General features: G+C 65.0%; 28 protein-coding genes. 20 read left to right on the plus strand and 8 right to left on the minus strand.

What is annotated here, in order from left to right; translation table 11 throughout:
- Positions 1 to 57: 57 nt before the first annotated feature.
- The 3 genes from DMB37_RS28950 to DMB37_RS28960 all read right to left on the minus strand — a co-directional run bounded on the left by DMB37_RS28950 (position 58) and on the right by DMB37_RS28960 (position 3,666).
- On the minus strand, positions 58 to 873 hold the full coding sequence (locus tag DMB37_RS28950) for an alpha/beta fold hydrolase (RefSeq protein ID WP_135235378.1): 816 nt from the start codon (positions 871 to 873) through the stop codon (positions 58 to 60).
- A complete protein-coding gene (locus DMB37_RS28955; RefSeq protein WP_206055028.1) occupies positions 831 to 2,312 on the minus strand; it encodes an NAD(P)/FAD-dependent oxidoreductase in 1,482 nt (493 codons plus the stop codon). The genes DMB37_RS28950 and DMB37_RS28955 overlap by 43 nt, the downstream gene beginning before the upstream one ends.
- Positions 2,313 to 2,730: 418 nt before the next feature.
- Positions 2,731 to 3,666, minus strand: a complete 936-nt coding sequence (locus DMB37_RS28960; RefSeq protein WP_135235380.1) for a LysR substrate-binding domain-containing protein — start codon at positions 3,664 to 3,666, stop codon at positions 2,731 to 2,733.
- 109 nt (positions 3,667 to 3,775) lie between these two features.
- Between DMB37_RS28960 and fdxA the strand changes: the two genes are divergently transcribed.
- Positions 3,776 to 4,105 carry a ferredoxin gene (fdxA, locus tag DMB37_RS28965; protein ID WP_135235381.1) on the plus strand — a complete coding sequence of 110 codons (330 nt, stop codon included), beginning with the start codon at positions 3,776 to 3,778 and terminating at the stop codon, positions 4,103 to 4,105.
- Positions 4,106 to 4,165: 60 nt separating this feature from the next.
- On the opposite strand, the gene DMB37_RS28970 is transcribed toward fdxA, so the two are convergent.
- The 3 genes from DMB37_RS28970 to DMB37_RS28985 form a co-directional block, all read right to left on the minus strand.
- On the minus strand, positions 4,166 to 5,140 hold the full coding sequence (locus tag DMB37_RS28970; protein WP_135235382.1) for a hypothetical protein: 975 nt from the start codon (positions 5,138 to 5,140) through the stop codon (positions 4,166 to 4,168).
- Positions 5,141 to 6,326: 1,186 nt separating this feature from the next.
- Positions 6,327 to 6,734 (minus strand): DUF6188 family protein, encoded by a 408-nt coding sequence (locus DMB37_RS28980; RefSeq protein ID WP_135235383.1) that lies wholly within the window; start codon positions 6,732 to 6,734, stop codon positions 6,327 to 6,329.
- An 8-nt stretch (positions 6,735 to 6,742) separates the two neighbouring features.
- The gene (locus tag DMB37_RS28985; RefSeq protein ID WP_135235384.1) at positions 6,743 to 7,099 is read right to left on the minus strand and encodes a MerR family transcriptional regulator; all 357 of its coding nucleotides are present in this window, start codon (positions 7,097 to 7,099) and stop codon (positions 6,743 to 6,745) included.
- A gap of 1,210 nt (positions 7,100 to 8,309) precedes the next feature.
- Between DMB37_RS28985 and DMB37_RS28990 the strand changes: the two genes are divergently transcribed.
- The gene (locus DMB37_RS28990) at positions 8,310 to 8,849 is read left to right on the plus strand and encodes an HD domain-containing protein (protein WP_240771699.1); all 540 of its coding nucleotides are present in this window, start codon (positions 8,310 to 8,312) and stop codon (positions 8,847 to 8,849) included.
- A gap of 26 nt (positions 8,850 to 8,875) precedes the next feature.
- Here the strand turns inward: DMB37_RS28990 and DMB37_RS28995 are convergent, their stop codons facing one another.
- On the minus strand, positions 8,876 to 9,346 hold the full coding sequence (locus DMB37_RS28995; protein WP_135235385.1) for an NUDIX hydrolase: 471 nt from the start codon (positions 9,344 to 9,346) through the stop codon (positions 8,876 to 8,878).
- Positions 9,346 to 10,101 carry a sigma-70 region 4 domain-containing protein gene (locus tag DMB37_RS29000; protein ID WP_135235386.1) on the minus strand — a complete coding sequence of 252 codons (756 nt, stop codon included), beginning with the start codon at positions 10,099 to 10,101 and terminating at the stop codon, positions 9,346 to 9,348. Before DMB37_RS29000 ends, DMB37_RS28995 begins: the two co-directional genes overlap by 1 nt.
- 145 nt (positions 10,102 to 10,246) lie before the next feature.
- On the opposite strand from DMB37_RS29000, the gene DMB37_RS29005 reads away from it, so the two are divergent.
- The 18 genes from DMB37_RS29005 to DMB37_RS29090 all read left to right on the plus strand — a co-directional run bounded on the left by DMB37_RS29005 (position 10,247) and on the right by DMB37_RS29090 (position 21,963).
- Positions 10,247 to 10,462 carry a DNA-binding protein gene (locus DMB37_RS29005; RefSeq protein ID WP_135235387.1) on the plus strand — a complete coding sequence of 72 codons (216 nt, stop codon included), beginning with the start codon at positions 10,247 to 10,249 and terminating at the stop codon, positions 10,460 to 10,462.
- A 295-nt stretch (positions 10,463 to 10,757) separates the two neighbouring features.
- The gene (locus DMB37_RS41735; protein ID WP_255508318.1) at positions 10,758 to 10,883 is read left to right on the plus strand and encodes a hypothetical protein; all 126 of its coding nucleotides are present in this window, start codon (positions 10,758 to 10,760) and stop codon (positions 10,881 to 10,883) included.
- On the plus strand, positions 10,880 to 11,095 hold the full coding sequence (locus DMB37_RS29015) for a hypothetical protein (RefSeq protein ID WP_135235389.1): 216 nt from the start codon (positions 10,880 to 10,882) through the stop codon (positions 11,093 to 11,095). Before DMB37_RS41735 ends, DMB37_RS29015 begins: the two co-directional genes overlap by 4 nt.
- Positions 11,092 to 11,442 carry a hypothetical protein gene (locus DMB37_RS29020; protein ID WP_135235390.1) on the plus strand — a complete coding sequence of 117 codons (351 nt, stop codon included), beginning with the start codon at positions 11,092 to 11,094 and terminating at the stop codon, positions 11,440 to 11,442. Before DMB37_RS29015 ends, DMB37_RS29020 begins: the two co-directional genes overlap by 4 nt.
- Entirely contained in the window at positions 11,439 to 11,777 is a 339-nt protein-coding gene (locus DMB37_RS29025) for a hypothetical protein (RefSeq protein WP_135235391.1), read from the plus strand. Before DMB37_RS29020 ends, DMB37_RS29025 begins: the two co-directional genes overlap by 4 nt.
- The gene (locus DMB37_RS29030; RefSeq protein ID WP_135235392.1) at positions 11,770 to 12,084 is read left to right on the plus strand and encodes a hypothetical protein; all 315 of its coding nucleotides are present in this window, start codon (positions 11,770 to 11,772) and stop codon (positions 12,082 to 12,084) included. The genes DMB37_RS29025 and DMB37_RS29030 overlap by 8 nt, the downstream gene beginning before the upstream one ends.
- Positions 12,081 to 12,473, plus strand: a complete 393-nt coding sequence (locus DMB37_RS29035) for an RRQRL motif-containing zinc-binding protein (protein ID WP_135235393.1) — start codon at positions 12,081 to 12,083, stop codon at positions 12,471 to 12,473. The genes DMB37_RS29030 and DMB37_RS29035 overlap by 4 nt, the downstream gene beginning before the upstream one ends.
- The gene (locus DMB37_RS29040) at positions 12,470 to 12,829 is read left to right on the plus strand and encodes a hypothetical protein (RefSeq protein ID WP_135235394.1); all 360 of its coding nucleotides are present in this window, start codon (positions 12,470 to 12,472) and stop codon (positions 12,827 to 12,829) included. The genes DMB37_RS29035 and DMB37_RS29040 overlap by 4 nt, the downstream gene beginning before the upstream one ends.
- Positions 12,826 to 13,644, plus strand: coding sequence for a hypothetical protein (locus tag DMB37_RS29045; RefSeq protein WP_135235395.1), 819 nt, complete (start codon positions 12,826 to 12,828; stop codon positions 13,642 to 13,644). Before DMB37_RS29040 ends, DMB37_RS29045 begins: the two co-directional genes overlap by 4 nt.
- Positions 13,641 to 14,249, plus strand: a complete 609-nt coding sequence (locus DMB37_RS29050) for a hypothetical protein (protein ID WP_135235396.1) — start codon at positions 13,641 to 13,643, stop codon at positions 14,247 to 14,249. Before DMB37_RS29045 ends, DMB37_RS29050 begins: the two co-directional genes overlap by 4 nt.
- The gene (locus DMB37_RS29055) at positions 14,246 to 15,022 is read left to right on the plus strand and encodes a hypothetical protein (RefSeq protein WP_135235397.1); all 777 of its coding nucleotides are present in this window, start codon (positions 14,246 to 14,248) and stop codon (positions 15,020 to 15,022) included. The genes DMB37_RS29050 and DMB37_RS29055 overlap by 4 nt, the downstream gene beginning before the upstream one ends.
- Before the next feature lie 215 nt (positions 15,023 to 15,237).
- Positions 15,238 to 17,289, plus strand: coding sequence for an ATP-binding protein (locus DMB37_RS29060; protein ID WP_135235398.1), 2,052 nt, complete (start codon positions 15,238 to 15,240; stop codon positions 17,287 to 17,289).
- Positions 17,286 to 17,765 carry a hypothetical protein gene (locus DMB37_RS29065; protein ID WP_135235399.1) on the plus strand — a complete coding sequence of 160 codons (480 nt, stop codon included), beginning with the start codon at positions 17,286 to 17,288 and terminating at the stop codon, positions 17,763 to 17,765. Before DMB37_RS29060 ends, DMB37_RS29065 begins: the two co-directional genes overlap by 4 nt.
- Positions 17,766 to 17,836: 71 nt before the next feature.
- The gene (locus DMB37_RS29070) at positions 17,837 to 19,618 is read left to right on the plus strand and encodes a hypothetical protein (protein ID WP_135235400.1); all 1,782 of its coding nucleotides are present in this window, start codon (positions 17,837 to 17,839) and stop codon (positions 19,616 to 19,618) included.
- Positions 19,615 to 20,343, plus strand: a complete 729-nt coding sequence (locus tag DMB37_RS29075; RefSeq protein ID WP_135235401.1) for a hypothetical protein — start codon at positions 19,615 to 19,617, stop codon at positions 20,341 to 20,343. The genes DMB37_RS29070 and DMB37_RS29075 overlap by 4 nt, the downstream gene beginning before the upstream one ends.
- The gene (locus DMB37_RS29080) at positions 20,343 to 20,564 is read left to right on the plus strand and encodes a hypothetical protein (RefSeq protein ID WP_135235402.1); all 222 of its coding nucleotides are present in this window, start codon (positions 20,343 to 20,345) and stop codon (positions 20,562 to 20,564) included. Before DMB37_RS29075 ends, DMB37_RS29080 begins: the two co-directional genes overlap by 1 nt.
- A complete protein-coding gene (locus tag DMB37_RS29085) occupies positions 20,564 to 21,103 on the plus strand; it encodes a hypothetical protein (protein ID WP_135235403.1) in 540 nt (179 codons plus the stop codon). The genes DMB37_RS29080 and DMB37_RS29085 overlap by 1 nt, the downstream gene beginning before the upstream one ends.
- Positions 21,100 to 21,963, plus strand: a complete 864-nt coding sequence (locus DMB37_RS29090) for a hypothetical protein (RefSeq protein WP_135235404.1) — start codon at positions 21,100 to 21,102, stop codon at positions 21,961 to 21,963. Before DMB37_RS29085 ends, DMB37_RS29090 begins: the two co-directional genes overlap by 4 nt.
- Positions 21,964 to 22,142 lie beyond the last annotated feature (179 nt).

A 22,142-nucleotide genomic window follows, 5' to 3' on the forward strand; every position in this document is an offset into this window, starting at 1 on the left:
ATGCCGCCGGGACCTGGTTAATTCCCGCGGTCCCCCGGAGGGTGGGACCGGCCGGGCTCATTGCCCGCAAAGGAAGTCGAGCAGCAACTCGTTGACCCGCTCCGGCGCTTCGAGTTGCATCCAGTGACCGACGCCGTCGAGGCGTTCGTAGCGCCACAACCCGCCGGCGTATTTCTCGGTTCCGGTTATCGACTCCTCGGTCAGGTACCGATCTTCGCTGCTCCACACCCCGAGCATCGGCGCGAGCAACGGCGGCAGCGCGGGCGGCTCCACCAGCAACTGTGGTCCGGCGCCGGTGCGGTACAACCCGAGACTCGTGCTGAGTGCTCGCGGATCACGCAGTCGCTCGATGACCTCGTAGAGGTCGGGATGGGTGGCCAGCCATTGCCGGGCATTGGCGAAATCGTCCTGCGCCAACCACCTTTCGGCGATCCCGGAGAACTGGAACAACAGGAAGTACCAAGACTTCTCGCGTTGGGCCAACCCCGCGTCCACGACAGCTGCCGGGCTGGCGACCGACAAACAGGTGAGGCCGGCCACCCGGTCCGGGTAGTTCGCGGCCAGCAGGTAAGCCAGCGAGGCACCCCAATCGTGGCCGACCACATGCGCTCGTTCGACGCCGAGCTCGTCGAGCACTCCGACGAGGTCGGCGAGGTACTCCGCGAGCTCGTACTGCGCCAGCTCTACCGGTTTGTCCGACGCGCCGAAGCCGCGCAGATCGGGCGCGATGGTGCGGTACCCGGCGGCGTTCAGTGCGGGAACCTGATGATGCCAACTGGCGTGCGTGTCCGGGAATCCGTGCACCAGAAGAACGTCCGGTCCGGAGCCGCTCACCTGCACCTGGAGTTCGATGCCATTGGTTTCGATACGCATTTACTCGCTCCGATCGTGGTCAGCAGCGCCGTGCGGCACGGGCCGGTCGACGGGTAAGGCGCTGTGCCAGCGCCCAGTTCGATGATCCGATCGACGAGACCCGGTGTGGCCAAAGCCTGTTCCGGTGAGCTCAGCATCGAGCCGACCTCGCCGAACGCCCGCAATACTCCCGGATCGAGCAGTTTCGCCACCTCGATCGCCTGCCGAAAGTTCCAGTCCTGGTCGTCGGTTTCGTCAGGCACACTGTTGATGTCACCGTCGATCTGGGCGATCCGGTGCCAGTCCCATGCGGCCGAAGCCTGCTGCACCGGTGTGCGGGTGGCCTCGGTGACCTCGTCGAACCGCAAGGCCAGCTTCTCCAGATCCTCGAACCCGGCCTCCCGCAACACATCACGCAGCAACGCCGCATGCGTCATCCCCATCGTGATACCCGTGCCGAACGTCGGATTGGTTGTCGCCCAAGCATCTCCGATGCTGAGCCGCCCGGTCGCCACCGGCCGACCGTCGACCATGAACCGGCGATACCGTGATTCCATTCCCGCCATAGCAAGCACCCCGGTGATCGGTTCGCCATAGGTGACCCAGTGCGCCATATCCGGGTACAGCGCCGCCGCCCGCTGCCAGGCCGCCGGATCGCTGAGCCCCCGCATCGCGCGGTCGCGACCGGAAACCAACAACGCCAGTGACCACGTTCCGGCATCACCCGGCACGGAGGTGATCCCCAGACTGTTGTGATGCTCGAGCGGCCACGGGGCCTGCGCAGGCATGGACCCGTCGGGGGAGCGGAAGTACCTGCTGTAAGCCAGAAACACGACCTCGTCCTTCTGCCGGATCGGTGCGGGCAACCCGAGTTCCGTGAGCATCTTGGCGACCGGCGAGTTACGGCCGAGCGCATCGACGACCAGGTCGGCGTCGATCCCCTCACCCTCGCTGGTGCGGACGCCGGTGACGCGCGTCCCCTGCCCGGCCTCGGTCAGCAAACCCACCACGGAAGTGCCCCGGCGAACGGTGATCCCGGCGGTCTCCGCCGCAGCTATACCCAGCCCGGCCCCGATAACCGGCCGCCGAGCCGACAGCGTCTCGAATCGCTCATCTCCGGGCCTGCGGCCCCCGATGGTCGGCAGATCGAACGCGCCACCGAGCATGTTGTGCGATACGGCACCAAGCGTCTTCAGCTCGACCACCGCCTGCGGCAACTCCCGCACAAGCAGCTGATACGCGCCGGGCAACATGATGTGCGGATGCCGGAACTGATTGACACCCGGCCGCCGCCACCGATCCCACACACCTTCCGCGCCACCACCCGGGTCCGCCCCGTCTCGATCGAGCACCGTGACCCGCACCCCCTCCGCCGCCAACAGCATCGCCGCCGTCAACCCGGTCGGCCCGCCGCCGAGCACCACAACCGTCCTCGCCTGATCCGAATTCCTTGTCCGCATGATCGATCCTTGAAAGTTGTTTTCGGACTCCCGGCGCGGCACTCGTCCGGTCGATGTCCACATTCGGTCCGTATGCAGCTCACTTGCCAGACCAGAACCTGCTCACTTGTCTGTGTGGGCGTCGCGCAGCTGCTCGAGGCGCCCGCGCCCGCGATGACAACTACCGCTCGGCCGCGGTTGCTCGGCCAGGTTGGCCTTTCGCAAGAATTGGCAGTGACGGCGGTGATGCGCCGATCGGCGCGTGGAAGGTTCGCTTGGCGCTGCCGTTCTGCGGCACCGAAACCGGCACGCGGTGCATCGATCCATCAACGCCGTGAGTCGTTGGTCGCCAGAGGAGTACCGGTGGATTGGCGATCTGATCGAGTGCGAACTCCGGCCGTGCCCTGAGCGTTTCGCATTCGGGCTATACGCATGGCGCCTACTGCGGCGAGCGCCGTCTGCGTGTTGCCTCTATGCGGATGGCGAGCTCGACGAGGTCTTGGGCGGGGCCGTTGGGCGGTGTGCGGCGGTGCCAGATGGCGCGGAACTTTCGGGTCAGAACGATCGAGTCGTCTAATGACACTTCGTGCAGGGTGCGGGCGCGTAGCTCGTGGGCGACGATGAGGCGGCTGACCACCGCGGGTGCGGCGGCGCTGCGGGCTGTGGCGAGAATCGCTGCGGCCGAGCCTAGTTCGGCTGCCGGTGGTGCCGGTGTGCCATGCATCTGCAGGGCTTGCCAGACCGTATCGCGGGTGCCCGAGCCCTTCTCTCGCCACAGCAACGGGGTGTCGGCGAGTTCACGCAATGTCACCGCACGGCGACGGGTGGCCCATGGATGGGTCGGCGCGACGACCACCACGAGGTCATCGGCGACGAGTACGCGGCTGCCCAATCCGGGTGGTGGATGGGGTCCTTCGACGAAGCCGAGTTCGGTGTCGCGGTCGCGTACGGCTGTGGTCACCTGCTGGGAGTTTGCCACCTCCAGCGCCACCGCCAGTTCCGGGCGGATTTTGCGTAGTGCTGACAGCCATTGCGGAATCCGATGGTCGGCAATGGTTTTCGAGGCCGCGATGTGCAGGCTCGGGCGTGTGGTGTGGTGCAGGGCCGCGATACCGTCGGCCAGGACCGCCGCGGCCGCTAGCACGGGGCGGCTTAGTTCGATGAGGGTGTGACCGGCATCCGTGAGCGCAGAACCTGTGTGTCCGCGATCGAGCAGCCGTAGGCGCAGACGACGTTCCAGCGTGCTGATGCGCATGCCTGCGGCGGGCTGGCTGATGCCGTGCCGTCGTGCGGCCGCGCCGAGACTGCCCAGCTCTGCCACCGAGACAAGCAGATCGAGTACCTCTAGGTCGGGTGTACCCGGCGGCAGGGTCATAAGGTCACCTCATGGGGCGGTGAGTATTGACCGCTACCCAGCGGTGGGGAAGGGCACCAAGCTCGTAGCTGTCCCGAGTCGCGGGCACAGGACAGTGGAGGGGAACATCGTGACATTCGTGATCGGCGCCGCCTGCGTCGACGTACTGGATAGGGCCTGCATCGAGGAGTGCCCGATCGACTGCATCTTCATCGGCAATCGGATGGCTTACATCCAGCCCGACGAATGCATCGATTGCGCGGCATGTGAACCGGTCTGCCCGGTCGAAGCGATTTACTTCGAAGACGACATTCCCGCCGAGCAAGAGCAATTCGTTACCGAGAACGCCCGCTTCTTCACTGAGCCGCTGCCTGGACGGACGACACCGCTCGGGCATCCCGGCGGCGGGACAGTGGTCGGTGCGTTGGGAGTCGATACAACCTATGTGCAGCAATATTGAGAGCACGCGGTTGCCGCGCGTCGTCGTGGATTCGGTCGAAGACCCATGTCGACGGGTGGTCTATTCGAGCCGGACGATCGTGATCCGCTCGCTGTCGGTCACCGCAAACCGCTGACCGGCGGGGTCGATCGCCACTCGCGCTGTCCCGGAAAAGGATTCGTCCCACACGATGGAGCTGGTTGCTGGGCCAGTCAGGAGGTCGGGCCATTCGGCCACCAGTGCTCCACTCGTGGCGTCGTATAGGCGGGGGTACTCGTGGAGCGCCAGGATGTGCCCCGCCATCGCAACGACGTCGCCCGCAGTCAAATCAAGCTGCTTTCGCCAGACGAAAGTCTTGGTGGCGGGCGACCAGCGCGCCAACATATCGGGCCCTAGCGATTCGGGATCTTCAGGAACAGCCGCACCCGGGCAGGTGCTGATGACGAGGTCGCCGTTGTCGAGGAAGCACGCCCCGGCGACATCAGCGCTTGTCGGCGCGAATCCGCACAGAGAATCGAGTACGGCCGGTTCGGTCGATGCGCGAGACAGCTTGTACACAGCCAGCCAATCCACAGGGTGCCATACCCATCCGGCGCTGAGCAGATACCGCCCGTTGGGTGAGACCCCCAAACGGGAATGGAAGACATCCTCAGGCTCGCGATCCGTGTCGACGGTGATGCGCTCACCGCTCACCGCGACCTCGACTTCCAGGCGGTTGTAGTCATCAGGACAATGCACCAGCCCGGTACGGCCGTCCGGAAGTGTGTACAGCGCCAACGGATATCGATACGCATCGGCGCAGTAGTCGCTGCGGTTGATTTCGCGGATGAGCTCACCATCGGGCCTAAGCAGCAGCCCCGTGTCGCCGGTGCTCGCCACCAGTGCGACAACATCGCCGAGTGGTGACACCGTCGTGGCATCGAACTCGGCACCGTAGCCGCTGAACCTCGATGAACTCGAGGACCCGTCCAACGGAATCGACCGCCAGCCCGCAGCGACGTCGTACAGCCCTTCGTCAGTCCAGATCAGCGCCTTCGCACCCTCGACCGCGACCACAACCCGATGAACCTCTCGCATACTCCCAAGTCTGGCAAGCAGATACGACTTCTATGTGACCGGGCATGTCGTAGGTGATCATGTGTTCGTGGAGTCTGACTGTTTGGTGGCTATAGACCTATCGGAGGATGAGCGTGAGCTTCTACGCTGCGGGTTGAGCGAATGGGGTGGCCCGGCCAACTGCACCGATGCACTCGCCGTCGCTATGGGCTTTCAGACCGTAGCGGACCTATTCCAGGAAGGTCGACGACTGCGTACGGCTCTGATTGCGGAGGAACCGCTGACTGCACGAGATTGGCGGCGCACGCTGGTTGCAACCGAGTTCGTCTTCGCCAGTGACGTTTTCGGATCCGGACAAGACTGGTCGATCACCACCGGGCTCTCCGACGAGACGACGGTAAAAACCCTTCGGAGAGTGCAGCGAAAGCTTGCCGTCGCGCTTCGGGAAGTGCTCTTCGGCCCCCGGCCACGGTGAGCGGAGCGGCATACGTGGCGCGGTCCGCCCATCCGGTTTGCGGATTGAGGGAGCGACGGGCGGAAGAATCCCAGCATGGATACTGACCGTTATCACGACCGGTTGACCGCGAATGAACCTGAGTGCGGGTACATCCGCGCACGACTGCGACTCCTGACCACTGAGCAGGGTGGTCGCCACTCTTCGATCCATTCTGGCTACCGATCCCACTGGGCCTTCCCGCCGGAACTTCACCAGGAATGCCACGATGCGCCTCTGACACTCGAGGCAACCATGACACTCGCGCCCGGTGAGGAGGCGATGGTCCGACTCCACCCGCTGGTACCCGATCTTTGGCCGCCGATTTCGCCGGGCCTACAGCTGTCGATGCTCGAGGGTGCCCGACTCGTGGGCGTGGCTGATGTTGTGGACGTAGTTGCCCCATTGGATGGGCGCGCAGCAAGTCGGTAAGAGTTCCGCCGAGCAAGCCCGAGTTACGTGCTTGGGGGATTGCGGAACCGGAGATGCTTCTGGCTCGGTGAGCGGGACAGGGTGCGCGCCGAGCCAAGGGAAGGTCAGGCGTTCGCCCAGGAAACCAGTGAGGAGTTCTACTTCGTGCCAGGTACACCTACCTCGCAATCACCGGCCGTACTTAACTCGCCGCAAGCCTCGGCACAATATCCTGACCTGACCTGACCTGACCTGACCTGACCACGTCCACTCGACGTAACGTCACTGGCTTTCGCGGGCAGACCAGATGGCGAACTCTCCGCCAGGTAAACAAATAACCCGGGAGCCATCCAGCCCCACCATTCCCCAGGATTCGTACTGGTCGTGAACAGGAACATGAATCGAAGCGCCGGAATCGAACTCGAGACTCAACCCCTCGACTTCACTGGCATCGGCTCTCGTTACGGTAGAACCAACGAGCGATTCCAGTTCGGAACTGATGTCGGCGTACTCACCGGCCGTGGCCTGTAGGCGGTTGCCCGCAGGCGTCCCAACGGTCAGGTCGCCCTCGATCTGCAACTCGAACCCGTTCGGCGAACCCAGCCGAATCGTCGCCGTGAACCCTACGACCACCTCCGTTGCCTGCTGTCCGACGATGACCAACTGCACGAACCGACCCGCATCGGTCATTTAAGCCCTCAGTCTCGGTCGGTGCGCTGGTCGAGGCTGTGTTGGAGGTCGGTGTTGAGCCGTTGGGCTTCGGCGAGTTGGTCTTCGAGGATGACGATGCGGCAGGCGGCGTCGAGCGGGTTGCCCGCGTCGACGAGTTCACGCACGCGCCCGGCGATGCGTAGTTGGTAGCGCGAGTAGCGGCGGTGCCCGCCGGCCGAGCGTTGCGGGGTCAACAGTCGCGCGGCGTCGAGTCCGCGCAGAAACGATTGGGTGACGCCGAGGATTTCCGCGGCACGCCCCATGCTGTAGGCGGGGTAGTCGTCGTCATCGAGTTTGTCCGAGGCGCTGGGACCGTCGGCGGGATGGTTGTTCGGTTGCTGCACAGCACCTCTCGGGAGTCAACGTCGGCAGGCCCCGGCGCGGGTGCGCCGGGGCCTGTGATTTACAGAAGAGGGGGTTTGATCGACTTCAATTCATTGTCACCGGCCGTGTCGGCCGATGTCTTACACCGCTCCCGACACTGCCTGGGACGCGGAACCGATAAGTGACTACTCAGTGACCACCTCCCAGATCGCCGGTCCTACTTCAGAGTTGTTCGTGTCTTGCTACTACTTCACTGACTTCTTCGTCCCCTCCGGCGGTCCGGCCAACTGCACCGGATTCTCTTCTCCGCCGGAGGGGGACAGTGGACTTGCTGTTCCGGGCAGTTCACCTGCCCGGCCACTGGTCTTCTTCATGCGAACGACAGCGACTGTATATCGGCTGTTGGCAAATGTCTACCTCCATCAGTGCAGATTTTCATCCGCCACTGGAGACGATTACTTCACCGCGCCACGGCGGTTTCGCTTGGCCGAGTTCTGCCCGAGGTCGACGCCGTGCCGACTCGGATCGGACGACATCTGCCCGCCACCTTGTGGAATCACCTGCCCGTCAAGACTTTTGAGTCGCGTCCGGGGCGTCATGGTGCGCGAACCCGGCGATGACGTCGGCCAGGGTTGTGGCGGTTCAGCCTTGCGGCGCTGGAGTAACCGCTCGTTTCGCCCCGGATGGATCGTTGGATTCCGGCGGCGAAGGCGGAGTCGATACCCGTGCGGGTGCTGGCTGCGCCAACTGGGCCCGGTGTGACGGTGGGCTGGTTACGCAGGTGGAACGCCGCATAGATGGCGTGGTGAGCTCGCCGGGTCGCGGTGAGCGAACCCTTCGATGATGTCGGCGGTGGCTGCTGCTCGCTCAGCTCACGCCGTTGGCGTGGGCTCCGAGTTGCGTCGGCAGTTAGGCGAGGCGTAGGGGGCTGCTCGCAAACATCCCACCTGTTTGACCGCGGCGCTTGGTGGGTAAACCCCCTGTGGCGCACTGTGTGCAGACCACAGGGGGTGTGGCGCCCCCGGCAGGAATCGAACCTGCGACCTAGGGATTAGAAGTTCCCGAGCTCCGAACACTGTCCTGACCTGCATAAACGCAGCTCATCGGTGCGCAAAATGGGACAATCCCTAGGTGAGACGACGACCCTCGGTTGATCTTGGTGATCGCGATCTACGTCGCACCTTTGCACTCGGACGATGTCGGAGCGCGGGACTGACTACGGTGGGTGATATGACGATGCCCCTTGCCGATTGGGCTGAGCAGGTGGCGTGTACCCATCTGGCGGCGGTGATGCCGAAACGATGGCGCCACGTTCAGGGAGTAGTTCGTCGTGCCCAGTCCTTAGCTGGAGTTGTTGACGATCCGGACTTACTCATCGCATCAGCCTGGCTCCATGACATCGGGTATACACCCGATTTGCGTCGGACGGGCTTTCATCCTGTTGACGGCGCCCAGTACCTTCGGCAGCGAGGAGCTGACGAAAGACTGTGTGCCCTGGTGGCTCACCATTCCTGCGCGCGAGTCGAGGCGCGGCGCCGAGGAATCGTGATTGATTGGCCAGACGAGCGGACCGCGCTGCGGGACGCGCTTTGGTGCGCTGACATGACGACGACTCCGAACGGCGAGGCGACCGATCTCCGTAGTCGGATTGCCGAGGTCCGGGAACGTTACGGTCCGGACGACGTGGTTGCACAGTCGATCGGTGAAGCAGAGCCAGAATTGCGTGCCGCAGTTCAGCGCACCGAAAGACTTCTCAGTAACGTCGGGTAGTTACGCTCGCCTCCTAGCCAAACCCATCACGTGAAGTACGGTGTGTCGCCATGGTTCAGGCCTTGCTCAATCCGGAGCATGATTGACGGATGGATGTCCAAACTTGAAAGTGCCTCTGGCGCAACCCAACTTACTTCATGGGATTCAATACTGGTTTGCAGTTTCCCACCGACCGGCTCCGCGTGGAAGCAAATGGAGAACTCTTGGCGGACCTCGCCGTCGTCGTACGCAATGACGTGGCCGGGATTAGAGAAGACACCGATTATGTCGGTTACCCGGACATCGATGCCGGTCTCTTCCTTGACTTCTCGTACGACTGCTTCGGAAACGGTCTCTCCGGCCTCCAGGCCTCCGCCTGGTATCGAATACTTGTTGTTGTCGCTACGACGAATCATCAGGATCCGACCTTGATCGTCGCGGACCAACGCGCTCACCGCTACCTTGATGCTGTTGGGGGTTGGTGCGGTGGGACTGTTGTAGTAGTCCGTCCTGGTCATTAGTGAATCTCCCGGAAGTCGGCCGACTGGGCTGTCATCCACACATGTTCAAAGCTTGTCGTGTATGTCTCGAACAGGTCCCCGGCGGGAAGTCGATGAAGGTGTAGAGCTGGCGCGTGAGCTCCTGGGAACCCGTACACGTGGGCATTGACAATCATCTCGTCATCGAACCGAAAAATAGAGTTGTAGAGGGTGGTTTCGTGGAATCGGACCTCCACGCCATCAATCTCTGATAATGGTTCAATCAGCGCCAACGCGTTCTTGATTCGCGCACTGACTGTACCGCTGGCAAGTCGCTCTTCGGCACTTCGCTTGCTCGCCTCGGGCGCGTTCGGGTCACCGAACAGCATCCGCACCCTCAGGCCGTCTTGCGTCTTTTGCCGGATTGTTTTGCAGAACGACGGCTCTTCGGCCAGGAACAGGCCGGCCAGGACCAGCATGTCGAGCTGCTCGACCGTGTCGTTCAGTAGTCGTACCCACAGATCTGCGGATATCGAGTTCCGATGCGGATAGACCTTGACCACTTCTGATTCGGCGGCCTCGGCGCGCCGTTGCGGCGATACCGCATCCGGCCAGAGGTAGTTCTCGGACTCCCTTACGAGGGCCGCGATCGTGCGACGGTGCCGCGGATATGGCGTCCTTCCCCTGGTGATCCACCGTTCGACGGTCTTCTCGTCAACTTCGGTTTGTTGGGCGATCTGGGCGATGTCGAGGCCATTGCGCTGTAGTGCATCGCGCAGTCGGTCGTTCGCCATAGTGACCCTCCTCGGGGACGTCTAGGGACAACTCTACTCGTCCCTAGACGTCCTGACAAGTCCTGCCGTGTGGTAATGACGTCCTATGTGCTTAGGCGAATCTCATTGTGTGCCAAAGAGTTTGGACATGCAACGAGGAGGAACGGTGACTGATTCGCTCCAGGTCGACAACCTGCCGGATGACTTGATCAGTCTGCGCGATGCTGCGCGATTGGCAGGGGATGTCCACCCAACCACGATCCGCCGATGGATCGGCCAGCAAATGTTGACGGCATACCGACGCGGTCCGCGCCTTCTCTACGTCAGCCGTGGCGAGGTCACCGCGCTTGCGCGTCCGGTTCAGCAGGGCGGTACGGCATGAGTACCGAGAAGGATCGTGTGCTTCAGGCAAGGGTCGCCGCGTACGAATCGTGGGCCAAGACCCCTGATAGGGCAGCGCGAACGGCGTCGGCCCGGAAGGCGATGGAGAGCAAGTTCGATCGCCTCGTGGACCCCGACGGTCTGTTGAGTCCCGAAGAGCGTGCATATCGCGCCGAACAGGCCCGCAAGGCGCATTTCACGCGGATGGCGTTGAAGTCTGCACAGTCTCGTAGGCGTCGCTGCCAGAACCGGCACCGGGGCGGTGAGGCGTGATGCGCGCTCGCACTTTGGTTTTCGTGATCGCGATTGTGTCGGTCGGCTTCGTCGCTTTGACGGAGCCCGCGGTGTTGCTGGGGACGTTGTTCGTGCTCGGCGTGTTCTGGTTGTGGCGTACCACCCGTCGGCCGGGGGTGCGGCGATGAGCGTGCCGACACCAACCGATCCGTTCGAGGGCCTTGATCCGTTCGTGCAACAGGCTCTGGTGGCGTGGCAGTCGCTGACGGCCGAACAGCGTGACTACGCAATGGGTTTTATGTCCGCCTGGGCGCCCGATGTCGTCATCTCGGCGGCCGCGAAGTCCGTCGACATCACCGCAGTCGACCAGCAGCTGATGGAGCTGGAGGTGCGGCCATGAGCGCGGAAGCACAGCGGGAGCCGGTTAACGATCCGACCGAATTGCTGGACGAGATCGACGCCATCACCAGTGATCAGGAGCTGCTGCGCTTGCGCGTGCTGGCGTTGCAGGCCCGCTACCGGGAGCTGGAACCGTTCGCCGAACGGTTTGATTGCTATCCGCATCGTGATCCCGAATTCGGTCGCGTGAACATCGAGAGCACGGTGCGCCGTCTTGCCGACACGGCCAAGGACATGGCTGGAGTCCGCACGTACGGATTGAAGCCTGTCCGTGAGACCGCCGAACGTATCCGGGTGTACCCAGAGCAGGCGGACATCGCGTCGCCCGAGCGGGGGTGGGATCGATGACCCGCACATGGAGGAACGACCAGCCGGTCGTACACACCGTGGTCCGGGATCGGGGTCGTAGCCACACGCTGGAGGCGATGTCGGGCCCGGAGTTCACCGGTGTCGGTGCGGTTTACGGGTGGTTGGGCGCCCTCCCCGCGCCACTGGCCGGCGGTGCCCTCGCGGTGCTGATCCTGATCGGGATGGGTGCCTGCACGGCCGCCTGGATCGACTACCAGGACTACACGCCCTTGCCGAACATCTGCCGCGCCGAGCAGCTGGGTTCGCTCGCGCAGCAGTCAGGTTCGTGCGTCCCCGCGACGCCAGCACAATCGGGGGTGGTCGGCCATGGCTGACCGTTATCAGTTGCGGTACCTGTTGGCGGACATCACGATCGCGCTCAACAGCACCCCTGAACTCGATATCAAGTTGCGAGAGATCGAGAGCCGTTTCCGCGCACTGCCCTCGGCCGCTGGGGGCTTATCGGTTGACTCGCTGTACTGGTCGGCTGAGGGTGTCTCCGATCCCGACGCCACCGCACTCAGTGCGGTCGAAGCGGTCTCGGCACTGCGGCGGACCATTGCCGCGGTCGACGCGGAACTTCTGCGGATTCGGGAGCTGGCACGCAGTCTCGATATTGATGACGGGCTGGCCCGGTCATGATCGGCCCGAAGGACGTGCAGCGTCGCGATCTGCCTGATCCGACCGGTGAGCGGTTCGGGTTGCCGACGTATGAATGGCGGACCGCACCAGCGGGTTTGGTAACGCGTCGGCAGTTGCGGGCAATGCGGTTGCGGCCCAATGGTCAGGACTACGCGGCTTACCTGGTGCAGCCTCGCCCGCATGGTGGGCCGCCCCGGAACGCCGCTTACCTGTTCCGGACCGATCTGGCCGCGCCTAAGCGTGAAGCATCCCCGGCACAACGGGCTGCGCTCGCGAAGGCCAACCACGAGCGGCAGTTGCGGGTGTGGGAGCGGCACGGGTTCGACCGCGCTGACGCCGAACAGGTCGGCGATCCGGGACCGCAGTGGGAGCAGGGGTGGGACCGATGAGCATTCACCTGCCACACCTGGGTTTGCGTCTGCCCCACAGCGATTCCGGTGTGCTGCGCCGGGAGGTGACGCAGTTGCGAGGCCAGCTAGCGGACAAGGACCAGCAGATCAGGCAACTCGCTGTTGCGCTCGATGACGCGTTGGACCGTGAGCAGCTGCATTCACTGTCAGCGCCGCACGAGCGGTTGACTCCGGCGGCGGTGATAGACCGCTACGGGCAGCCACGCGCCCATCACGACCGCACGGGAGTGACCGGGTCAGGCGAGCCGACGCAGGCCGGCCAGGCACCGGCGCACCGCCCGGCGATGGCGGGACAAGCTTGCCCACCGTCGCAGCAGTGGGAGTTCGAGAGATGACCGCGCTGCATTCCTTCCCGCCATCAGGCGGGTCGGACGCTGACAAGGTGGTGGCGCTGGTCGCCGAGTTGCGGGAGACATGGTCGCAGTATCGGCTTCTGTCGCAGCAGTTGCGGCCCGGCAGCGCGGGTGGACCGGCCATGCAGGCGGCCGCACCGCGGTTGTTGCGGCTGTCGCGGGAGGCCGATAGGCAGCGTCCGTATCTGCTTGGTGCCGACGCGCGTTGGGAGGACTACACCGGCGTCGACCAGCACGTCGCGACGCTGCTGGGCCGGTATGACCGCACGGTGGCCCGTGTCGCGCAGGCTCGCGGCGAGGGCCGCGAGGAACTGGCGGGCGCATTGGAACGCTCGTTGCCGGAGTTGGGGGCCGAGATCGTCCAGGCTGCCCGCGAGCGCGCCGACACGGCTACAGCGGCATTCGACGCCGCCAAGCGGGTGTATCACCAGGCAGGCCCGGACGGTGTGGTCACCCGCCATCAGGTCGACGCTGCCGCGCTGGATGCCGTCGACGCCGACCATCTTGCCCGGCAAGACGCGCTCGTCCGGTTCCAGCACGCCGAGCAAGCACTGTTCCGGGCCGGTTGGACCGTCGAGGGCAGCCACGACCGCGACGGGCTGCTCCGGCTGCGTTCCTGCCACGACCAGGACAGCGGCGGACGATTCACCGCCATCACTGCCGCGCTGGGGAAAACAGCGCAGCTGGCCGACGAGCAGCCCACACCGAAGGTGCTGCGCCTGCGCCCAGTGAGCGCACCGGCCCGGCATCTGAACACGGTTCGACATCAAGACCAGGGATGGGAGCTGGACCGATGAACACCTCAACACCCGACCGCGCCAGCACTATTCACCGCACCGACGGACGCGATGTCCTCAGTGATAACACGCAGGTGCCCGCCATCGGTGCGGTGCGCCGCTCACGGGCGCTGGTGGCATTCGGTTACCCGCACGATCATCTTGCCGGGGAGCTCGGCGTCGCGGTTTCGGACATGCAGGCACTGACCGCGCGTCCCCCTCGGGGTGAGTCGCTGGCGCGGCGAGAAATTCCGGCCGATCTTCACCGGCAGGTCGCCACATTGTTCGACCGGTTGCAGATGACGCCCGGACCCTCACAAGAGGCACGCCAGGACGCTCTGACACGAGGGTGGGCGCTGCCGTTCCAGTGGGACGAGGACGCCATCGATGACCCGGAGGCGAAACCGATCCGGTGTCGGCGCAGCGGACCGAATTTGAAGGTACGCACCGCCGAACGCCAGGCAGCGGTGCTCGCTGAGATCCGTCAAGGTGCCACGGCCAAACTCGCCGCCGAGCGGCTGCACCTCACCCAGCGCTCAGTGGAGCGCATCCTCGCCAGCGCGGGCGGACGTTGCGCGCTGGAGCAGCCCGGACGGTCGCAGTCGGACTGGGAGTGGTCGCGGTGAACGCGCGACGCCGACGGCGCTGGACCCCGCGTGACGAGTTGGTGGCCAAGTTCCTCTCCGAGCAGTGGATCGCCGATTTCGCCACGCTGATGCTTCTGCTGGGCACCCGGCGTTCCCGCACCTACAAGTTGATGGAGAAGTGGCGCGACGACTTCGGCGCGGTGCATTCGGATTCGCTGCGTCCCCGCGGAAAAGACCGAGCGGTGACGTGGGTGTGGGCTACTCAGGGGACCGCGACCCGCTGTCTGGGTTATGAGGCATCAGCGTGGGTTCCGCGCTCCACCAACCTCACTCACAAGGGTGAGGTGTCGCGGGTCCGTGCCGCGTTGGTCGGGCTGGAGACCGGTGTGTGGGTGCCTGAACGGCTGCTGCTGCGCGAAGCCGCCCGCAAAACACCCGGGCTGTTCGCAGCAGGGCAAGCCTCTCTGCTGTCGCAGTTCTCGGCACGCCCGCACGTGCACGACGGCCGCTACTTCGACGGCGAACGCTGGTGGGCCGTCGAGGTCGAACTGACACTCAAAACCCCGTCCGCGCGGCTGCTTATCAGCGTCCTGGCCGCCTACCGAACCCTGCAAAACGGTCACGGACTGTTGTACGTGTACGCGACCGACCGGATCGGCAATGCCCTGGACAGCGCGATCAAGGAACTCATTCGCGCCAAGAAACTGCCCCGCTCACCGGGGATCCGGTTGCGCCGCCTCAGTGCGGTGATCGCCCGCCGAAGCATCGAACTTCCTGCAAGCAGTGCTGGCCCAGAGGAGGCCGTTTCATGAACCCTTACCTGTTTTCTCAGTCCCCGGCGTGTACGCCGATCATCACCCCGACCGACTGCGGGCCCACCGCACCAGCCCCCGCAGGCATCGCGCCGTATGCGGATCGGGTTGTGCCGCAACCGAATTGCACGCCCGTGCTTACTCCGACCGATTGCCCCTCGACACCGCCCACACCGGCACCGGACGACACGCGTCGAGGAGTGGGGGAGCGGGTCGTGGAGTGGATGGACACCCACCAGCACCCGGGCCTCAGAGGCACAACCGGCACCGCCAGCACCGACGACTCGCACATGTGGGCGCAGATCGGGGAGATCCTGGCCGCAACCGCAGTGACCCTCGGTGCGATGGCGACCGTGGTCGGAGTCGCGTGGGTGAGCGCGGCACGGTTGGGGTGGGACGCGCGACGGGTCCGCAACTTCGCCGTCGCGTCGACGGTGCTCCCCGTGGTGACCGTTGTCGCGCAATGGGATTGGCGTGAACCGCTGCGGCTGCTGCTCGACGGCGCCAGCCGCCTCACCGACGGTGAGATCCAAGCGGGTGTCGCCGCGCTGGCGATCACGGTCGTCCCGGCGGCGTTGGTGGTGGCGGCGATCCTGTGGGCGCGGTGTTCGGTACGGGTCGCCACGATCGGCAAACGCTCGGTCGCCGCGACCGAACGCGCGCAGCGGCGCCGCACCAACGCCAAACTGCGGATGGCGCGCGAGCTGGCGTCGACCCCGACCCCGTTGACGGTGGTGACCGGCTGGATTCGCCCCGAACGGTGGATCGTGCTCGGCCGTCTCGCCGAGGAGATTGGCCAGCAGGGCAAGAGCGCGGCCGCGGAGCTGGTGGCAACGTTCGACACCCTGTTCAAGCTCGCCTACGCCGATATCCGCAAACACCTGATGGTCGTCGGCGGCCCCGGCTCGGGCAAGACCACGCTGCTGTCGCGGCTGGTGATCGCGGTCCATGTGGCCGCGCAGCTGCGCTACCTCCAGGCCGCACGAATGCGGCCCTGGCTGCGAACCTTGTTGCGGGTCACCCCGAAACGGCCGCTGACCATCAACGCCTCCTGCAAGGGCGGCCACGAGGACATGCGGGTATGGGCCGAGCAGCGCGAGGCGATCCTCGCGACTGGGATGCATCCCAGCAAGATCGCGATGTTCCCCGAAACCAAGCTTGCCCTGTTCCGGATGCCGGTATGTCAGCTGCGGTACGTGCTGGAGAAGCTGTGCCCGACTGAGAAGGCCACCGATGCCGGGCAGGCGTTCTTCGAGCAGATGCGTATCTCCCTGGTGCATTTGATCGTGGACGCCCCCGACCCGGACAAGGAGTTGGGGCCGGGGGAGAACCCGCCGACCAACTCCCAGGAGTTCCTGGCCCGCTTCGATCAACCGTGGCTGTGGCACGCCTGGGGTGGGAATCTGCTCGAAGCCGAACCCGGTGTCGAAACGGTCGAATCCGCCGAGGACGCCACCGCCGCCAATGATGCGGACGCGAGCGGTGCGCCGAAAGCGTACCTGCGGGAGCTGTACGCGGTGCAGGCCATGGTCGAAGGCAAACAACCTGTCCTGCCCGCCGAAACCGCCCGGTTCAGCAACCTGTTCCGTGAGCTCGGGGACGCATTCGACGGCGACACCAGCCTGCTGGACAAGCAGTACTGGTTCGTCACCGTGCCCGGCACCGCGAACAAGTCGGTCGCGTCCGCGCAGATGAACGCATTGATCGCGATGGTCGAACAGACCGCCGCGACCAAACACGGCCATGTCATCACCTGCACGATTGACGAACTCTCCCGCGTGGACGCCAACGTCTACGACGCCGCCGAAGCCCTGCGCTCCCAAGACGTCGCCCTGATCCTGGGCTACCACTCCTTCGAGTCGATCGCCCCAACCGATCGCGAAGCCGCCCGCACCATCAAGGGCTGCGCCGGCGGGGTGATCGCGTGCCGCTCCGAAGGTGCTGACGACATCCTCAAGAACTTCGGCACCCGCCGCGCCATCGAACCCTCACGCCACACCCTCGACGGCAAACACGGCAGCGAAGGGTCCGTGCGGATGCAGGACAGCTTTTTAGTCGACCCGAACCTGTTGCGCCGCATCGAACCCGGCGACTGCGTCCACGTCAACGCAGGCATTGCCCGCTGGGGTCGCGTCGCCCGCCTGGACGCGAAAGCGATACCGCTGCTGGCTTCCGAACCGATCAACCACACCAGCGGCGGCCGCGGCAAAGGACGTGCCCGCACCGTCTGGTCGGCCCTCATCCACGGACAAGGAGACCCCGCATGAGCATCGAAAAAGACTACGACGCAGCCACTCCCGACGAACCCGACGAGCAGCCCGACCGGCTACCCGCACGCCGCGACGACATCACCGTGCCGACCCCCACCGCCAGCCAGCTACGCGCCATGTTCGGTGACCTCGACCTCGACATCGGCCTGACAGGTGAACACGGCCGAACCGCAGTCATCGCCGCCGGCCCGGGCGCGGTCGACCTGTACAAGACCAGCGACAGCATCGACGCTGACGACCCCGCCGTACGAACCGCACTCGCCGTACGCGAGTTCATCACCACCTGGTGGCGGACAGCGCTCACCAGCGCTGGCGTGATCGGCGCCGTCGTTCTGGCCACCGCGGCAGGGATCGCCGTCGCCGCCGCGATCGCCGTGTACGGGACGGGCTGGATCGCCTACACCGTGTGGACAACCCGCGGTCGCCCCGGCATCCGCGAGATCGTCGTCAACCGGCGCCGCGGTGTGCGGTGACGTCCCCCTCCCTCTTCAAAGCAACGGGTGGTCGCACCCCAAATTCGCAGGCCGAAGACCGACGGCCGCGTGTGGGCACCGACGCCCGCAACGTCCCCATCCCCACTATTGACAAAGGAGATCTGACCATGCCCGATAACAGCCCTGAAGACGAAATCATCAGCGAAGCACGGCAATTCGTATCCGCGATGTCTGCGACCCTGCGGCGCTACGCCCAAGCCGCAAGCTGGCTCGAGCGTCGCAAGATCCGCAAGGAAATCACCCAGGCGTGGCGGGTCGAACTCAAGACGCAGGATGCTGCACGCGCCCATCACCTGCTCTGGGCCAACCAGGCCGTCGACCGGTACCGGGCGCATTCGCTGGCCGTCGCCGAGCGAGCCGACAACCCGACAGTCGACCACGATCGGCGGTACCGGGACGCGCAAGCCCTGGCACGACACCGCACCGATATGCAAGCGCATATTCTGCGTGACCCGCATCTGACCCCCATTGAGCAGGGCATCGCTATCGATGGCCTCGATGCCGCGACGACCTTCCCCGCATTCGAGCCCGGTCGCCTGTTCAACCGGTCGCACAAAGTGAAAGGCATTGAGGCCCTACGCTACCGGGCACAGGTCGCGCGAGCCCGGGAAGCCGCGGGCATCGAACGGCCAGCTGCCACCGCCGAACGCGCGCAGCGGTCGACGGTTGAGAGGTCCGCCACCGACCTGAACCAGCTCGGCCAGCAACACGAGGACTCCGAGACCGGGACGACGAAAACCGGCCGGACCACGACAGAAGACCGCTTCATCGGGTTGCTGGAATGGGATTACCCCGACGGCTGGGTGCGCCCTGCCTTGTATTCGGCCCCCACCGAACAGGCCCTCATGGCCCGGATAGGCCGGGAACTGCACAACGCGGACTCGACGGCGGCTACGAACTTGCGGCTGCTCATCGCCGACCGCACTGCCTCCGGAACCCGTGTGCTCCACCGCGACGACGGCCACCCCGCCAAAGTCATCGGAGCCATAAACGAGCGCGGACAGTCCGTGCGGCCCCAGACGCCTACAAGACTGCCTCACGGGAGGAGCGAGACAGCCGGCATCGGTGAGGACCAGAAGCGGGCACAAACTGCGGAGACCAACGAGCCGTACCGGTGGGAGACCACGATCCGCTACCGGACGCCCGGAAGCCCTCAGGTGAGCAGCGCACGTGGACTGCATTCCACGGCCGCTGAGGCGGAGCAGTGGGTCAAGCACACACTGCGAACCTTGGACGTATCACCTGACACCACCGTGACCGCAGCGAGCTGGGAAAACAATCAGGTCGAACCGGCCTATATCGCCACGGGCAGAACGCAATTCGTCATGGACGAGGTCACCCAGTGGCGCACCGGTGTCGAACGCGCCGAAGCCACACCGGAACGCGGCACCGAATCTCATCCCGACCGGCCGAGGACGGAACCAGCTGCACCGGAGCGCGATACCGCGCCGAGCCGGGCCGAATACGACGCACTCGCACGCAAGGTGGACGACCTCAGTCGGAGGTATCAACAGGTCGATATGGCGCGGCGGACCGCGGTCGATGACCTGTCGGCACTACGAGCCGACCACGTCAAACTGACCACGCAGGTTAACCAGCTCACCACCGAACGCGACGAAGCGGTCGCACTGGCCGGGCAACGAACCCAGGAACGCGACGAGGCGGTGGCCAAGGTCATCGCGATGACGCCGCCCGACCAGCGGATCAACGCCCACAATGTCAGGCCGACCGGGCCGCAGCGGCCGAAGGTGTCTATGAGCCGACCGGAAATGGCAAACACACCGGGCAACGGCGCGCACCGTACCGATATCGGCGACGGGTTCGACCGATGACACCCGACGCTGCCGCCGCTCTCGCCGATCGGCTCACCGCCGCCGCCGACAGCCTCGCCGACACGGCGCAAGCGGCCAACTACCGCGCCAAGGCCACCGAGCTGCGCCGCGAGTACCAGATCACCGAGTCCACCGCCGCGACGTCGACGCCGGATACAGCGAGTACTAAGGCGCGCACCAACTTTCACGAAGGGAAGCCCCGTATGACCGTCAAGACCGCCGGCCCGCGCGTCGCCCGCAGGAGCCGGGCAACCGCTAAGACGATGCACGCGGCGATGAACCCGAAGATCAAGCCCGCCTTTGCTGGCAGCGACCCCATCGGTACCGAGGTGTCCGGGTTCATCATCCGCATCGAAGAGGAGCAGGAAAAAGACTGGGTGACCAAGAAACCCGCGTTCGATCGCCGTACTGGCGCCCCGATGATGGTCCCGGTCCTGATCCTGCAAACCGATGGCACTACACGCCGCGTCGGCCCGGGACTGCGCAAACTGTGGATGCGCTCCGGAATCCGCGATGCGATCCTCGAAGCAATCCTCGACGTCGGCGCCCGCGAGCCCGCCGTGGACGCATTCTTGCGGATCTCCTTCAGCAGTGTCGGCGCCCCGGCGAACGTGAACTTCCGCCCACCCAAGTACTACACCGCCACCTACACGCCACCGGAGACCTGCGGCACCACGGCGGAACCGATTGCGACGCAGTCGAGCACAACCGGCGAGGGGGAGTAATGAGCAGCGAACGGAATCGGTCGTACGTATCGGTGAGCCTGTTCGGCAAGGCGTCCGCCAAGTATTGGCGTGCTGAGGACGGTGAACAGCTCGTGATCGTTCGATTCGGCAGCGACGTCTCAGTCCACCTGCCCTACAGCCAGGCCGTTGCACTACGTGCCGACCTGGCCGAGTCCCTCGATGAGTTCACGCCGGAACGCTCGAATAAGGAGGTGGCCTAATGAACGCATGGGAGCTCAGGCGCCGACTGGAGAAGGCCGTGTTTGCCCGAATCCGCGACGAGCACGGCGATACCGCGATCACCGAGGAGCCGTACATTTCGCGGCTGACGGGCTATAACTACGGCGATCAGGACGTCCCGGTCGACTATCTGCACGCCATCGAAGCCGCCGACTGGGTGAACCGAATCGCTCACAGCATGACCGACGAGTACGCCTGCAAAGCCCGCGGGCAAGGCCATAGCTGGGACGACATCGCCGACGCATTCGGCATCGACCGGGACGAAGTCTCCGAACCGGCCGTCGAGGCATTCCAGCGAGTCGCCCCACCAGAACGCTACGGATGGGGCGACAACAACGCCTGTTGGACCTGCACATCATGCAACCAACGCGTCACTGACCGCGGACCCTACGAGGGCAATCCTGCCGACAACGAGACCGGCCACGGCGAGGACTGCGAGCGGCACCAGCGCGAAATCAGCGCGTACCGACGGCAATGGGACCGCGCCGACAACGGCCCGGAGTGGGAGTTCGAGCGATGAGCGCAACAGGCACTCGAGTGGGTGTCGCGCGCTGGCGTCACAACGGCGCAACACCCAATACTGTTGCACCGCAGCGTCGCACAGCGCGCCGTCCACAGTCGGGACATCGCGATGGCATTGCACCCACCGGCGGGCGCAGTGTTGCATGGGCCGGGTTCACCTTCGGCGCGGTCCTGTCGGTCGCCGCGAACTGGCTGCACACCTGGTTGCCCGCCGCCACCATGCCGCCCGGCTGGCACCCAGGCGTTGCACCCCAAATCGGGTCGGCAGTGTGGCCGATCGGACTGCTGCTCTCGGTCGAAGTCCTGTCCCGCACGCGATGGCGTCGCGGACTCGGCTGGATCGTCGCCCGCTACATCGGGGCTGGCAGCGTCGCTCTGGGGTCGGCGATCATCTCCTACGGCCACGTCCACGACGTCCTCACCAACTGGGGATACGGGCAAGTCGGAGCCGCGGTCGGCCCCATCGTGCTCGACGGACTGATGGTCATCTCCGGATTCGCGCTGCTGTCAGAGTCCATACCCACCGACAACACCGCAACACCGGCAACCGTCACCGCGCCGGGGCGCGACACCGCTGCAACAGCAGCCGACACCCCACGCGACGGCAGCGACGACACCGACCGCAACGCCCGAATCCGGGCGATGTACCGGCAAGTGAGATCCACCCGCGAAGTCGGCGAAGCATTCGGCCTGCACTACTCCACCGTCTCGCGCATCGTTGCCGAGAGCGCCACCACCGACGATGACCGCAACAGTCGCAACGCAACACACGCCGACCGCAACAGCGCAGGCGACGACGAACACAGCGGCTTCCGGCTTATTGCCGGAGGAACCACTCCCACGACCACGAAGGAGTAGTAGCGATGTGCGTCCCTGGAGGCGCACACGACCAGCCCCGATTTCATTGGGCTATGGTTCACGGTCGCTGCTTCCAGTGATCGACTTCCTGGTTGACTGTGCGGCGGATCGGATCACGGGTTTCGATTGATTCGATCCGCCAGCAGAGGGAGTAACGAATCTTGAGGACACATTGAACA

Origin of the sequence: Nocardia sp. CS682, assembly GCF_004634405.1 — a bacterium.
Lineage (GTDB): Bacteria > Actinomycetota > Actinomycetes > Mycobacteriales > Mycobacteriaceae > Nocardia > Nocardia ninae.

Bases quoted from the DNA above. Each gene is read 5' to 3' on its own strand.
- DMB37_RS28950 (WP_135235378.1), bottom strand. From the start codon at position 873: ATGCGTATCGAAACCAATGGCATCGAACTCCAGGTGCAGGTGAGCGGC.
- DMB37_RS28955 (WP_206055028.1), bottom strand. From the start codon at position 2,312: ATGCGGACAAGGAATTCGGATCAGGCGAGGACGGTTGTGGTGCTCGGC.
- DMB37_RS28960 (WP_135235380.1), bottom strand. From the start codon at position 3,666: ATGACCCTGCCGCCGGGTACACCCGACCTAGAGGTACTCGATCTGCTT.
- DMB37_RS28980 (WP_135235383.1), bottom strand. From the start codon at position 6,734: ATGACCGATGCGGGTCGGTTCGTGCAGTTGGTCATCGTCGGACAGCAG.
- DMB37_RS28990 (WP_240771699.1), top strand. From the start codon at position 8,310: ATGACGATGCCCCTTGCCGATTGGGCTGAGCAGGTGGCGTGTACCCAT.
- DMB37_RS28995 (WP_135235385.1), bottom strand. From the start codon at position 9,346: ATGACCAGGACGGACTACTACAACAGTCCCACCGCACCAACCCCCAAC.
- DMB37_RS29000 (WP_135235386.1), bottom strand. From the start codon at position 10,101: ATGGCGAACGACCGACTGCGCGATGCACTACAGCGCAATGGCCTCGAC.
- DMB37_RS29015 (WP_135235389.1), top strand. From the start codon at position 10,880: ATGAGCGTGCCGACACCAACCGATCCGTTCGAGGGCCTTGATCCGTTC.
- DMB37_RS29020 (WP_135235390.1), top strand. From the start codon at position 11,092: ATGAGCGCGGAAGCACAGCGGGAGCCGGTTAACGATCCGACCGAATTG.
- DMB37_RS29025 (WP_135235391.1), top strand. From the start codon at position 11,439: ATGACCCGCACATGGAGGAACGACCAGCCGGTCGTACACACCGTGGTC.
- DMB37_RS29030 (WP_135235392.1), top strand. From the start codon at position 11,770: ATGGCTGACCGTTATCAGTTGCGGTACCTGTTGGCGGACATCACGATC.
- DMB37_RS29035 (WP_135235393.1), top strand. From the start codon at position 12,081: ATGATCGGCCCGAAGGACGTGCAGCGTCGCGATCTGCCTGATCCGACC.
- DMB37_RS29040 (WP_135235394.1), top strand. From the start codon at position 12,470: ATGAGCATTCACCTGCCACACCTGGGTTTGCGTCTGCCCCACAGCGAT.
- DMB37_RS29045 (WP_135235395.1), top strand. From the start codon at position 12,826: ATGACCGCGCTGCATTCCTTCCCGCCATCAGGCGGGTCGGACGCTGAC.
- DMB37_RS29050 (WP_135235396.1), top strand. From the start codon at position 13,641: ATGAACACCTCAACACCCGACCGCGCCAGCACTATTCACCGCACCGAC.
- DMB37_RS29065 (WP_135235399.1), top strand. From the start codon at position 17,286: ATGAGCATCGAAAAAGACTACGACGCAGCCACTCCCGACGAACCCGAC.
- DMB37_RS29075 (WP_135235401.1), top strand. From the start codon at position 19,615: ATGACACCCGACGCTGCCGCCGCTCTCGCCGATCGGCTCACCGCCGCC.
- DMB37_RS29080 (WP_135235402.1), top strand. From the start codon at position 20,343: ATGAGCAGCGAACGGAATCGGTCGTACGTATCGGTGAGCCTGTTCGGC.
- DMB37_RS29085 (WP_135235403.1), top strand. From the start codon at position 20,564: ATGAACGCATGGGAGCTCAGGCGCCGACTGGAGAAGGCCGTGTTTGCC.
- DMB37_RS29090 (WP_135235404.1), top strand. From the start codon at position 21,100: ATGAGCGCAACAGGCACTCGAGTGGGTGTCGCGCGCTGGCGTCACAAC.